Source organism: Streptomyces scabichelini, from assembly GCF_011045015.1.
Taxonomy (GTDB): domain Bacteria; phylum Actinomycetota; class Actinomycetes; order Streptomycetales; family Streptomycetaceae; genus Streptomyces; species Streptomyces scabichelini.
Genome location: NZ_JAAKZY010000282.1, coordinates 1 through 12201, shown reverse-complemented (window position 1 = coordinate 12201; position 12201 = coordinate 1). Strand labels below are relative to the sequence as shown.

The 12201-nt window shown below is 70.4% G+C and carries 12 protein-coding genes and 1 pseudogene; 7 read left to right on the top strand and 6 right to left on the bottom strand.

Annotated elements, in window-relative coordinates; translation table 11 throughout:
- The 4 genes and pseudogenes from G5C60_RS45715 to G5C60_RS45700 all read right to left on the bottom strand — a co-directional run.
- Window positions 1-655, bottom strand: a pseudogene (locus tag G5C60_RS45715) (hypothetical protein); the annotation flags it as partial.
- Window positions 637-1380 carry an ABC transporter ATP-binding protein gene (locus tag G5C60_RS45710; protein WP_165269340.1) on the bottom strand — a complete coding sequence of 248 codons (744 nt, stop codon included), beginning with the start codon at window positions 1378-1380 and terminating at the stop codon, window positions 637-639. The gene G5C60_RS45710 and the pseudogene G5C60_RS45715, both read right to left, overlap by 19 nt.
- A 284-nt stretch (window positions 1381-1664) precedes the next feature.
- Complete coding sequence (locus G5C60_RS45705; RefSeq protein ID WP_338146120.1) at window positions 1665-3047, bottom strand: aspartate aminotransferase family protein; 1383 nt, start codon at window positions 3045-3047, stop codon at window positions 1665-1667.
- The gene (locus tag G5C60_RS45700) at window positions 3032-3556 is read right to left on the bottom strand and encodes an Lrp/AsnC family transcriptional regulator (RefSeq protein ID WP_165269336.1); all 525 of its coding nucleotides are present in this window, start codon (window positions 3554-3556) and stop codon (window positions 3032-3034) included. Before G5C60_RS45700 ends, G5C60_RS45705 begins: the two co-directional genes overlap by 16 nt.
- Window positions 3557-3733: 177 nt before the next feature.
- Between G5C60_RS45700 and G5C60_RS45695 the strand changes: the two genes are divergently transcribed.
- Window positions 3734-5170, top strand: coding sequence for an aminobutyraldehyde dehydrogenase (locus tag G5C60_RS45695; RefSeq protein WP_165269334.1), 1437 nt, complete (start codon window positions 3734-3736; stop codon window positions 5168-5170).
- 94 nt (window positions 5171-5264) lie between these two features.
- Here G5C60_RS45695 and G5C60_RS45690 read toward each other — a convergent pair whose 3' ends face one another.
- Window positions 5265-5804, bottom strand: coding sequence for a hypothetical protein (locus G5C60_RS45690; protein WP_165269332.1), 540 nt, complete (start codon window positions 5802-5804; stop codon window positions 5265-5267).
- A 122-nt stretch (window positions 5805-5926) separates the two neighbouring features.
- On the opposite strand from G5C60_RS45690, the gene G5C60_RS45685 reads away from it, so the two are divergent.
- The 5 genes from G5C60_RS45685 to G5C60_RS45665 all read left to right on the top strand — a co-directional run bounded on the left by G5C60_RS45685 (window position 5927) and on the right by G5C60_RS45665 (window position 11679).
- Complete coding sequence (locus G5C60_RS45685) at window positions 5927-6583, top strand: response regulator transcription factor (protein WP_165269330.1); 657 nt, start codon at window positions 5927-5929, stop codon at window positions 6581-6583.
- 14 nt (window positions 6584-6597) lie between these two features.
- Window positions 6598-7890, top strand: a complete 1293-nt coding sequence (locus tag G5C60_RS45680) for a sensor histidine kinase (protein WP_241267550.1) — start codon at window positions 6598-6600, stop codon at window positions 7888-7890.
- 76 nt (window positions 7891-7966) lie between these two features.
- Entirely contained in the window at window positions 7967-8482 is a 516-nt protein-coding gene (locus tag G5C60_RS45675) for an HXXEE domain-containing protein (RefSeq protein WP_420907475.1), read from the top strand.
- 225 nt (window positions 8483-8707) lie between these two features.
- Window positions 8708-10003 (top strand): alginate lyase family protein, encoded by a 1296-nt coding sequence (locus tag G5C60_RS45670; RefSeq protein ID WP_165269328.1) that lies wholly within the window; start codon window positions 8708-8710, stop codon window positions 10001-10003.
- Window positions 10004-10026: 23 nt separating this feature from the next.
- Window positions 10027-11679 carry a sigma-70 family RNA polymerase sigma factor gene (locus G5C60_RS45665; RefSeq protein WP_165269344.1) on the top strand — a complete coding sequence of 551 codons (1653 nt, stop codon included), beginning with the start codon at window positions 10027-10029 and terminating at the stop codon, window positions 11677-11679.
- On the opposite strand, the gene G5C60_RS45660 is transcribed toward G5C60_RS45665, so the two are convergent.
- Complete coding sequence (locus G5C60_RS45660; protein WP_165269326.1) at window positions 11676-12035, bottom strand: winged helix-turn-helix transcriptional regulator; 360 nt, start codon at window positions 12033-12035, stop codon at window positions 11676-11678. The genes G5C60_RS45665 and G5C60_RS45660 overlap by 4 nt on opposite strands.
- Before the next feature lie 82 nt (window positions 12036-12117).
- On the opposite strand from G5C60_RS45660, the gene G5C60_RS53870 reads away from it, so the two are divergent.
- The coding region (locus G5C60_RS53870) for an NAD(P)-binding domain-containing protein (protein WP_165269342.1) at window positions 12118-12201 on the top strand (84 nt) is incomplete at its 3' end.

Genomic DNA, 12201 nt, shown 5'->3' with positions numbered 1-12201 from the left:
GGCCGGTGGGGGCGGGGAGGGGAGCGGCGTAGATGTCCAGCGGCTGGCCCTGCTGGCCCGCTGCCTGGCCTGGTCCTTCAGGGTGAGCGTCGCCGGCGGAGTCGCCGCTTTCGGTGGCGCTTCCGTGCGTGCCGGTCCCGTAGCGCGTGCGCGGGCGCAGTGTCACCGCGCTCGACACCGACGCGCTGATCGGGACCAGCGCCAGCAGTGTGAGGGTGGCCGGAAGGGGCAACGGCTGGTCCCCGGCGAGGAGTTCGGCGGCCTTCCCGTCGAAGGGGAGACCGCTCAGGTCGCCGCGCAGGTGCAGCACGCAGAGCAGGGCGACCAGCGAACCGAGTGTGCAGGACACGGCGGTGGAGGACGCGGCCAGGATCATCAGGCGGAACGGGCCAAGGCCGATCGCCGAGAGGCTGGGGCGGGGACGGGTGGCCGGATCGGTACGGGCGACCGTGACCGCGAAGTACACGGTGGCGGCGAGCGGCGCGACGCACCACGCGAGCCGGAGCGCGGCCGTGGGCGAGGCGTCGGGGTGCCCCATCGCGTATCCCATGGTGCACAGGAGCAGGAACCCGGTGCCCGCCGACGCCGCCGCAACCAGGAGTCTGCGGAGCTGGACGGCGGGCCGGGCGCCCCGGGCTAGGCGGAGAGCGAGCACGCGGCCCGGCCTTCCGTCTCGGTCTCGGCGCCCGGTGGCAGGTTGACGGTGTGCACGCGCCGGCCGTCGAGCAGCGACACCCTGCGGTCGGCGAGAGCCGCGGTGTCCGCGTCGTGCGTGGCGAGCACGACGGTGATGCCGTGCGAGCGGGCCGCCGTGGTGAGCGTACGCAGGACGTTGGCGCGGTCGACGCGGTGCAGCGGGGCGGTCGGCTCGTCGGCGAAGAGCACGGTGGGCGTGGGGACCAGCGCGCGGGCGATGGCGACGCGCTGGCGCTCGGCCTGGAGCAGGGCGTACGGGCGCCGGCGGGCGCAGCCGCCGATGTCGAGCCGCTCCAGCCACTCCAGGGCGGTGCTCTTTGCCTCGCGGCGCCCGACGCCGCGCAGCATCAGCGGCAGCGCGGCGTTCTCCCAGGCGTTCAGTTCGGGCACGAGGACGGGCGCCGGGTCGATCCAGCCGAAGCGGTCGCGGCGCAGACGTTCGCGGGTGAGCGGGCCCATGGTGTGCACGGGCGTGCTGTTGAACCAGACCTCGCCCTGCTGCGGCAGCAGCTGCCCGGACAGGCACCGGAGCAGGGTGGTCTTGCCGCTGCCGCGCGGGCCGCCGACAGCGAGGATCTCGCCCACGCGAACCCCGAGCGAGACGCCGCTCAGCGCGGGAGAGCCGTTGTGCTTGACGTGCAGGGCACGGGCCCAGAGCACATCGTTGTCCGGCGGGGCCACCATGGGCGTACACCTCGGTTCAGATCAGAAATGCCGTGGAGTCCCCCCGCGACGGGGGAAGTCCCCCCGGACGGGGGAACGACGGCAGGGCCGATCGGTCACTTGGCACGCTAGGGAGTCGGAGCCGGGAGGCCGGACAGTACGCGGCCCCGGGGCGCTCATTCTCACTCGAACGGGCGCCACCGGGGCCGGTGTTGATCACAGGATCACAAGGTTCCAAGGATCAGAAGGTTCCAAGGGCATCGAGGATCCAAGGGGCACGAGGTTCCAAGGTCTCGGAGCCGGGCTCAGAGCTGGGCCCACGCCTCCGTGAGCACCTGGCGGACGATCGACTCGATCTCGTCGAACGTCGACTGGTCCGAGATCAGCGGCGGCGCGAGCTGCACCACGGGGTCGCCGCGGTCGTCGGCGCGGCAGTACAGGCCGTACTCGAAGAGCTTCTTGGAGACGAAGCCGTAGAGCACGCGCTCCGACTCCTCGTCCGTGAAGGTCTCCTTGGTGGCCTTGTCCTTCACCAGCTCGATGCCGTAGAAGAAGCCGTTGCCGCGGACGTCGCCGACGATCGGCAGGTCGTGCAGCTTCTGCAGGGTCGACAGGAACGCGCCCTCGTTGTCGAGCACGTGCTGGTTGAGCTTCTCGCGCTCGAACAGGTCGAGGTTGGCGAGGCCCACCGCCGCCGACACGGGGTGGCCACCGAAGGTGTAGCCGTGCAGGAAGGTGTTGTCGCCCTTGTAGAACGGCTCGGCGACGCGGTCCGAGACGATGCAGGCGCCGATCGGGGAGTAGCCCGAGGTCATGCCCTTGGCGCAGGTGATCATGTCCGGGACGTAACCGAACTTGTCGCAGGCGAACATCGTGCCGAGGCGGCCGAAGGCGCAGATGACCTCGTCGGACACCAGCAGCACGTCGTACTGGTCGCAGATCTCCCTGACCCGCTGGAAGTAGCCGGGCGGCGGCGGGAAGCAGCCGCCGGCGTTCTGCACCGGCTCCAGGAAGACGGCCGCGATCGTCTCCGGGCCCTCGAAGAGGATCTGCTGCTCGATCTGGTCGGCGGCCCAGCGGCCGAAGGCCTCCGGGTCGTCGCCGTGGATCGGGGCGCGGTAGATGTTCGTGTTCGGGACCTTGTGGGCGCCGGGGACCAGCGGCTCGAAGGGGGCCTTCAGGGCGGGCAGGCCGGTGATGGACAGGGCGCCCTGCGGGGTGCCGTGGTAGGCGACCGCGCGTGAGATGACCTTGTACTTGGTGTGCTGCCCGCGCAGCTTCCAGTACTGCTTGGCGAGCTTCCAGGCGGTCTCGACCGCCTCGCCGCCGCCCGTGGTGAAGAAGACCTTGTTCAGATCGCCGGGGGCGTGGCCCGCGAGGCGCTCGGCGAGCTCGATCGCCTTGGGGTGGGCGTACGACCAGACCGGGAAGAAGGCCAGTTCCTGCGCCTGCTTGAAGGCGGTCTCGGCCAGCTCCACCCGGCCGTGTCCGGCCTGGACCACGAACAGACCCGCGAGACCGTCGAGGTAGCGCTTGCCCTTGTCGTCGTAGATGTAGGTGCCCTCGCCACGGACGATCGTGGGGACGGGCGCGTTCTCGTACGAGGACATGCGGGTGAAGTGCATCCACAGGTGGTCGTACGCGACTTTGCTGAGGTCCTTGCTGCTCACGGCTATCGGGTTCCCCACATGTAGGTCTGCTTCTTGAGCTTCAGATAGACGAAGCTCTCGGTGGAGCGCACGCCGGGCAGGGCCCGGATGCGTTTGTTGATGACGTCCAGCAGGTGGTCGTCGTCCTCGCAGACGATCTCGGCGAGGAGGTCGAAGGAGCCGGCGGTCATCACCACGTACTCGACTTCCGACATGTCAGTCAGCGCGTCGGCCACGGACTCGGTGTCGCCCTCGACGTTGATGCCGACCATCGCCTGCCTGCGGAAACCCACGGTGAGCGGGTCCGTGACGGCGACGATCTGCATCACGCCCTGGTCGAGCAGCTTCTGGACGCGCTGGCGCACGGCCGCCTCGGACAGGCCGACGGCCTTGCCGATCGCGGCGTACGGACGGCGGCCGTCCTCCTGGAGCTGCTCGATGATGGCGAGGGAGACGGCGTCCAGCTGGGGCGTGCCGTTCCTGGACTCGCGGGAGTCCTTTGAGTCCCTGGGGTCTGCGCTTCGACTGGCCACGAGTTCACTGTGCATGAGGCCTCGACAGTTCCGCAAGCCTCGATCGATGAAATTCGTTGTTTACACGACCGAAGCGTGCGGATTTCGCAGCTATCGGCCGATCGGGGGTGTTGAAAACGTGGGGCAACGGATTAGGGTGGCGTCTCAGGTACTGGACAGTCGTGACAGTCGAACCCGACAGGAGGGCCGGCAGTGAGCACCGAGCTGCGTCGTCTGCGCAATTACATCGACGGAGAGTTCCGCGATGCCGCCGATGGACGGACCACCGACGTGGTCAACCCCGCGACGGGCGAGGCGTACGCCACCGCGCCGCTGTCCGGGCAGGCGGACGTCGATGCCGCGATGGCCGCCGCCGCCGCGGCCTTCCCGGCCTGGCGGGACCTGGTCCCGGCCGAGCGTCAGAAGGCCCTCCTCAAGATCGCGGACGCGTTCGAGGAGCGGGCCGAGGAACTCATCGCCGCGGAGGTGGAGAACACGGGCAAGCCCATCGGCCTGACCCGCTCCGAGGAGATCCCGCCGATGGTCGACCAGATCCGCTTCTTCGCGGGGGCGGCCCGGATGCTCGAGGGCCGGGCGGCCGGCGAGTACATGGAAGGCCTGACCTCGATCATCCGCCGGGAGCCGGTCGGCGTCTGCGCGCAGGTCGCGCCCTGGAACTACCCGATGATGATGGCGGTGTGGAAGTTCGCCCCGGCTCTCGCCGCGGGCAACACGGTCGTGCTGAAGCCGTCCGACACCACCCCGGCCTCGACGGTCCTGATGGCCGAGATCATCGGCTCGATCGTCCCCAAGGGCGTCTTCAACGTCATCTGCGGCGACCGTGACACCGGCCGCCTGATGGTCGAGCACCCGACCCCGGCGATGGCCTCGATCACCGGTTCCGTACGCGCCGGCATGCAGGTCGCCGAGTCCGCCGCCAAGGACCTCAAGCGGGTCCATCTGGAGCTGGGCGGCAAGGCGCCGGTCGTGGTCTTCGAGGACACCGACATCGCCAAGGCCGTCGAGGACATCTCGGTCGCGGGCTTCTTCAACGCGGGCCAGGACTGTACGGCCGCCTGCCGCGTCCTCGTCCACGAGGCGATCCACGACGAGTTCGTGTCCGCACTCGCCAAGGCCGCCGCCGAAACCAAGACCGGCCAGCCGGACGACGAGGACGTGCTGTACGGGCCGCTCAACAACCCCAACCAGCTCAAGCAGGTCGAGGGCTTCATCGAGCGACTGCCCGCACACGCGCGCGTGGAGGCCGGCGGCAAGCGCGTCGGCGACAAGGGCTTCTTCTACGCCCCGACCGTCGTCTCCGGCGTCAAGCAGGACGACGAGATCATCCAGAAGGAGGTCTTCGGGCCGGTCATCACCGTCCAGTCCTTCACGGACGAGGCCCAGGCCGTCGAGTGGGCCAACGGCGTCGAGTACGCCCTCGCCTCCTCGGTCTGGACGAAGGACCACGGGCGTGCGATGCGCATGTCCAAGGCCCTCGACTTCGGCTGCGTCTGGATCAACACGCACATCCCGCTGGTCGCGGAGATGCCGCACGGCGGCTTCAAGAAGTCGGGGTACGGCAAGGACCTGTCGGCGTACGGCTTCGACGACTACACGCGGATCAAGCACGTGATGACGTCGCTGGACTGACATCTCGTCGAACGAGCGGCCCCGGACGGGAGTCCATCCGTCCGGGGCCGCGCTGTTCCCCCCTCCGCAGTGGTCAGATCCCCCTCCGCAGTGGTCAGACGCTTTCGACGGTGCCGGATCGTCCGGGCTCTGCGTGTCCGGGCCTTTCTGTGTGCCCGGGCCTTTCTGTGTGTCCTCGCTCGTCGGGGTGTCCGGGCGGCCGTGGCAGGTCCGGCGTGGCCGGGAAGGTGATCCCCGCCTCCTTCAGGAGCGGCGCGCACTTCTTGATCGCCTTGCGGTACTCCTTCGCGACCGGGTCGAACGGGCCGCCCTTCATCGTCACTTTCAGGCGGATCGAGCCGTCGTCGGCCTTGTGCGCGTGGAAGTCGGGGAAGCGCTTCTGCCCCGCGTCGCGCATGCAGTCGGCGAAAGCGCGGTTCGCCTCGTTCACGTCGTCCGGGGCTGCGTCGGTCGGTGTGTACGCCGGCCCGATGCCCCTTTCGTGACGAGGCGGGTCGGTGTCGGTCGACGCGCCGGACGCGCCGGACGTGCCGGACGCCGTGGCCGCCGACGCGCTGACCGTGCCGAGGGTGACGGCCGTGATCACGGCGAAGGTCAGGGCGAGCTGCCGCGGCCGGGTCGCCAGTACGGGCATGGGATGCCTCCTGTTGCCGTTGTGTGGTTGCTGACCTCGTCCACGAAACCGGGCAGGCGGTTACGGCACGGGAACAGCCGGGCTTATCGCCCTGTAACCCGACGCCCGCCACACTGACCCGCATGCGTGTGCTGGTGGTCGAGGACCACGAAGAACTCGCCGACACCGTCGCCGCGGGGCTGCGCCGGGAGGGGATGGCCGTCGATCTGGCCTTCGACGGGCCGACGGCGCTGGAGCGCGCCCAGGTCAACGGCTATGACGTCGTCGTACTCGACCGCGACCTGCCCGGGATCCACGGTGACCAGGTGTGCCGGACACTGGCCGCCGAGGGCAGCAGGGCGCGGGTGCTGATGCTGACGGCGGCCGGGACGGTGGCCGACCGGGTCGCCGGTCTCGCTCTCGGGGCCGACGACTACCTGCCCAAGCCGTTCGCCTTCACCGAACTCGTCGCGCGGATACGGGCGTTGGCGCGGCGTACGCAGCCCGCGCTGCCGCCGGTCCTGATCCGCGGCGTGCTGCGGCTCGACCCGGCGCGACGGCAGGCGACGCGGAGCGGGACCGGACTCGCCCTCAGCCCGAAGGAGTTCGCCGTGCTCGAGATGCTGCTGGCCGCACGGGGCGGCGTCGTCTCCGCGGAGGAACTCCTGGAGCGGGCCTGGGACGAGGCGGCCGATCCCTTCAGCCAGACCGTGAAGGTGACGGTGAGCCGCCTCAGGCGCAAGCTCGGGGAGCCGCCGCTCATCGAGACGGTCGAGCGGGCGGGATACCGGATCCGATGAAGGTGCCGGCCGGCATGACTCCCGGCGGTCCGATGCGCGCGTTCGGTCCGATGCGCGCGTTCTCCGGTGACCTGCGGGGGCCGCACAGCATCCGTTGGCGTCTCACGCTCCTCTACAGCGCGCTGTTCGCGGTGGCGGGGGCACTGCTGCTGACCTTCACATACGTGCTGGCCGCCAGTACCGAACCGTCGCTGACGGCGGGTGAGCCCGAGGAACCGGTGCGCGTCGGGAACGGCGATCCCGCGGACCCGTCCGCCCCGCTCGTCGCCGCGTACGTAGAGAAGCGGCTGTCGGTGCTGCGCGAGGAGCAACTGCGCCAGCTCCTGGTCGAGTCGGGTGTCGCGCTGGCGGTGATGACCGTGGCCTCGCTGGCTCTGGGCTGGCTGATGGCCGGACGCGTCCTCGCCCCGCTCCGCACGATGACGGCAGCCGCCCGCCGTATCTCGGCCGACAATCTCCACGAACGGCTCGCCGTGCCCGGTCCCGACGACGAGCTGAAGGCCATGGCCGACACCTTCGACGACGTACTGGCGCGTCTGGAAGGCGCCTTCGAGGCGCAGAAGCAGTTCGTCGCGAACGCCTCGCACGAGCTGCGCACCCCGCTCACGCTGCAACAGACGATCGTGGACGTCGCGCTCGCCGATCCGGACGCCTCCGCGGAAACGCTGCGTGCCGCGTGCCTGCGGGTGCGGGCCGCCGGGCAGGAGCAGGAGCGGCTCATCGACGCGCTGCTCACGCTGGCGCGCAGTCAACGCGGGCTGGAGCGAAGGGAGTTCGTGGATCTCGCGGCCATCGTCCGGGAGCGGCTGCCGGACAGTGGTCCCCGCCTGGAGGCCGACCTCGACCCCGCGCCGCTTCTGGGCGACCCGCAGCTGATCGAGCGGCTGGTCGTCAACCTCGTCGACAACGCCGTGCGCCACAACCTCCCCGAGGGCGAGAAGAGCTGGGTGAACGTGTGGACGGGGACGGACGCGGCCGGCTGCCCCGCACTGCGCATCACTAACAGTGGTCCCGTGATTCCGCCGGACCAGGCCGCCGGGCTCTTCCAGCCGTTCCGGCGGCTGGGCGCGGAGCGGGTACGCAAGCGGGATGGCCTCGGCCTTGGCCTGTCCATTGTCGCGGCCGTCGCCGCGGCGCACGGCGGCCGGGTGGTGGCCCGGCCACGCCCCCAGGGCGGGCTGACCGTGGAGGTCGGCCTGCCCCGCTACGCACCGGGGCAGACCCGACGCAGCGTCGCCCCGGCACTCGGGCCTGCGACGCCCCGACCGGGCGCGCCCGAACGACGCACGAAACTGATCGATCCGTAGCAGACTGAGAACCATGGGGGACGTGGGGGAAACCATTGAGGAATGGAACCTGGTCGATTCGCTCGGCGATGAACGGGTGAGTGACGCGGTCACCTTCGGCCTGCTGGCGGCATGGGCGCTGCACGACACGGAGGAACTCGTGGCCCTGCCAAGGTGGTTGCGCCACAACGTGCCCGCGCTGCGGGAGCGTTTCCCCGCCGTTCCGGAAGCGGTGTGGCGCCGGGCCGAGTCGATGGACGCACGTGAGTTCACGGTCGCCGTCGGCGTGATGGCCGCGGTGGTCGCTGCCGCGTCCACCGCGGGCCACCTCACCGGAGGCCGCTCGGCCTTCTACCAGTCCGCGCTGAACGGCTTCGGCCTGCACGGCCTCGTCCACCTCGCCCAGGCGGCGACGGTACGCGGCTACACTCCCGGCTCCGCCACCTCACCGCTCCTCGTGATCCCGTTCACGCTCTGGGCCCGCGGCCGACTGCGCCGCGCCGGAGTACTGCGCCCGACGCGCCCGCGCGACGCCGCACTCGGTCTCGCCGTGGCAGCGGCGGCCACGGTCGCGTCGCACGCGGTGGCGCGTCGAGTGCTCGGCCGACGGTGACGGCAGGCACCGTCCCTGGGCCGACCCCGATCAACTGACCTGCCGGTCAAGGGTGTTGTCGGGGGTTTCCCTCAGGGCCCTCATTCAGGGCCCTCATCGGGTCCGTGAAAAATTGTTATCACGGAGGGGTTTCCTCCGTCTCCTGTGCACACGCGGCACACAAGTCCCACCCACCCCGTACCAGCAGGCCGCGTCCGCAGACTCGTTGTCGTACAGGAGCTCTTCATGGCAGAGCACAACAGGCACCGCATCAGCCGCCGCGGGATGGTCAAGATCGCCGGAGGTGTCGCCGCCGCGGGTACGGTGGGCGGCATGGCGGTCTCGCTGAGCGGCCGCGACTCGGCCGACGCCGCGCAGACCGGTGCCCCGGGGACCGGTGCCTCCCCGTCACCCAGCACCTCCAGCACCGCCCGCCCCAAGGGCGCCTTCGCGCACCCCGGGATGCTGCACAACGCCGGCGACCTCAACCGCGCCAAGATGCGCGTCGCCGAGAAGAGAGCGCCCTGGCTGGCGGGCTGGCAGCGGCTGACCGCCAACCGGCACTCCGCGAGCACCTGGAAGCCCAACGCGAAGGCCACGATCATCCGCGGCGGCACGGGCCAGAACTACGGCATCCTCTTCAACGACATCCACGCCGCCTACCAGAACGCCCTGCGCTGGAAGATCGCGGGCACGAAGGAGAACGCCGAGGCGGCCGTCGCGATCCTCAACGCCTGGTCGGCCACGCTCACCACGGTCACCGGGAACTCCGACCGGTTCCTCGCGTCCGGCATCTACGGCTACCAGTTCGCGAACGCCGCCGAACTCGTACGCGACTACCCGGGCTTCGACCTGGCCCGCTTCAAGAAGATGCTGCTCAACGTCTTCTATCCGCTCAACGACCACTTCCTGATTCACCACAACGGCGCCGTCATCACCAACTACTGGGCGAACTGGGACCTCTGCAACATCGCCTCGATCATGGCCATCGGCATCCTGTGCGACGACAGGGCCAAGTTCGACCGCGCCGTGGAGTACTTCAAGAACGGCGCGGGCAACGGCTCGATCAAGCACGCCGTCCCCTTCGTGTACGAGGACCAGGGCCTGGCCCAGTGGCAGGAGTCCGGCCGCGACCAGGGCCACACCGTGATGGGCATGGGCCTGATGGGCTCGATCTGCGAGATGGCGTGGAACCAGGGCGTCGACTTCTACGGCTACGACGACAACCGCCTGATGAAGGCCGCCGAGTACGTCGCCAAGTACAACTTGGGAGGGGATGTCCCCTTCACCAAGTACGTCTGGCGCACCGGCACCAAGGGAGCCTGGCGCGAGCAGGCCGTGATCTCCAACATAGGCCGGGGACAGATCAGACCGGTTTGGGATCTTTTGCACAACCACTACGCCCGGCGCCGCCGACTCTCGGTCCCCCATGTCACGGCGATGGCTGAGAAGGTACGTGCCGAAGGCGGCGGCGGAGACTACGGACCCAACAGCGGCGGCTTCGACCAGCTGGGCTTCGGGACGCTCCTCTACAGCAAGTGAGACCTGTGCGGGAAGGGACGTACGTGGACGGGCGGCAGTGGCGTACGACCATCGCGGCAGCGCAGGCCGGTGACCGGCGTGCCCTCGACGAGCTGGTCGAGGGCTGGCTGCCGCTGGTCTACAACGTCGTCGGCCGCGCCCTGAACGGCCACGCGGACGTGGACGACGTCGTGCAGGAGACCATGCTGCGGGCCGTGGGCAACCTCGGCTCGCTGCGCGATCCGGACAGTTTCCGCTCCTGGCTGGTCGCCATCGCGATGCGGCAGATACGTGACCGGGCCCGGCGCCGTACGTCCGAGTCGCTGGCCGAGGACGCCGCGCACGACGCCGCCGACTTCGCCGAACTGACCGTGCTGCGACTCCAGTTGGAGGGGCAGCGGCGCGAGGTCGCGGAGGCGGTGCGCTGGCTCGACGACGAGGACCGGCAGCTGCTTTCGCTGTGGTGGCTGGAGGTCGCGGGCGAGCTCACGCGGCGCGAGCTGGCGTCGGCCGTCGGCATCAGCCGGCAGCACGCCGCCGTGCGCGTCCAGCGGATGAAGGCGCGCCTGGAGACCGCGCGGGGCATCGTGCGGGCGCTCGACTCGTCCTGCCCCGAGCTGCGCGAGGTCACCGCCCGCTGGGACGGCCAGCCCGACTCGGTGTGGCGCAAGCGCCTGGCCCGGCACATCCGGGACTGCCGCTACTGCTCCGGGCCGCACGAGAAGGTCGTACCGGCCGAACGGCTGCTCGTCGGGCTCGCGCTCGTCCCCGTACCGGTCGGCTTCACGCTCTCCCTGGTCTTCGGCGGCAAGACGGCGGCCGCCGCGACGACGGCCGCCACGGCCGCCGGCTGGTCCGCCAAGGTCATCGGCGCCCTCACCAAGCCCGCGGTGGCCATGACCGCAGGGGCGACGATGGTCGCGGGCGGCGCATACGTCGCCACGCAGCCGCCCGACGAGCCACGCCCCCGGGCCGCGGCCCCCACGACGTCGAGCACGGCCCGCCCGGCGCCGTCACCCACGCCGACGCCCTCCCCCTCACCGACGAGGAAGGCCAGCCTGTACGGCACGGTCGTCGACACCGTCGACCAGGCGCCCGACCCGAACGCGCGCCCCGCCGCCCTGCCGCGCCGCCCCGAGTCCGGCGTCACCAGCACCGGCGGCGCGCGCGCCGTGATGCAGCACCGCGGCGAGAGCGTGACGCTCAGCGGCCAGGGCTACGTACTCGTGCGCTGGCAGATCGCACCGCACGACCGGCCCGGCGGCCTGGTCATGCCGACCTGGACCGGCCTGAAGGGCAAGCTCTTCCACGTCGCCTCCGGGGGCGGCCGCCGTATGGACGACGTCTACGCGGACGGTTCCGGCCGCGGCTACGTCACCGGCATGGGCGGCCCCGACATCGGCTACACCGTCCTGCCGGAGGGCACCCAGCAGATGTGGCAGAACGAGTACTTCTACGTCGACGGCAGCGTCACCCTCACCGTGAACGAGCGCGGCGCCTCCTACGGCCTGGCCGTCTTCCCGACGAAATGGGACGCCGTGAACAAGGACATAACGACCGGCCCCGCCCAGGGAGCCATCCGCTACGGCCTCACCCGCGACAACGGCAAGGACACCGCCCCGGTACCCCAGTACGTCACACGCGCGACCCCGGCCGACCACGCGACGATACGTCAGAGGTCCCGGCTGACCTCCTAGTCACCCTCTCCAGCCGTCCTCTCCTGGGCGTCCATCACCTCGTCGCCGTGCTCGAAGGCCCAGGCCCCGAACGCCTCGATCGGGCCGAGCAACGTCCGCCCCAGCGCGGTGAGTTCGTACTCCACGCGGGGCGGCGAACCGGCGTACGCGTGCCGGGCGACGAGCCCGTTGAACTCCAGCCGCCGCAGCGTCTCCGTCAGCACCTTCTGACTGATGCCACCGATCCGCTCGCGCAGCTCGCCGGGACGGCGCGGGCCGTGCCGCAGGGCCCAAAGGACCACGGCGTTCCAGGTGTTGGCGAGCAGATCGAAGGCGAGCCGGGCGCGGCAGTCGGCGAGGAAGGGGTCGGTGGTCACGTACCAAATGGTGCCTGAGCGGCTTCCTACTGTCTGTGTGTCCGTGGCAGAAGGCTCGGACGGCAGAAGGGAGACGTCACCGATGCGGATCGGGATTCTCGGTACGGGCAACATGGCGGACGCGCTCGGCAGGCAGTGGGCGCGGGCGGGGCACGAGGTGTTCGTG

Bases quoted from the DNA above. Each gene is read 5' to 3' on its own strand.
- G5C60_RS45710 (WP_165269340.1), bottom strand. From the start codon at position 1,380: ATGGTGGCCCCGCCGGACAACGATGTGCTCTGGGCCCGTGCCCTGCAC.
- G5C60_RS45700 (WP_165269336.1), bottom strand. From the start codon at position 3,556: ATGCACAGTGAACTCGTGGCCAGTCGAAGCGCAGACCCCAGGGACTCA.
- G5C60_RS45690 (WP_165269332.1), bottom strand. From the start codon at position 5,804: ATGCCCGTACTGGCGACCCGGCCGCGGCAGCTCGCCCTGACCTTCGCC.
- G5C60_RS45685 (WP_165269330.1), top strand. From the start codon at position 5,927: ATGCGTGTGCTGGTGGTCGAGGACCACGAAGAACTCGCCGACACCGTC.
- G5C60_RS45680 (WP_241267550.1), top strand. From the start codon at position 6,598: ATGACTCCCGGCGGTCCGATGCGCGCGTTCGGTCCGATGCGCGCGTTC.
- G5C60_RS45670 (WP_165269328.1), top strand. From the start codon at position 8,708: ATGGCAGAGCACAACAGGCACCGCATCAGCCGCCGCGGGATGGTCAAG.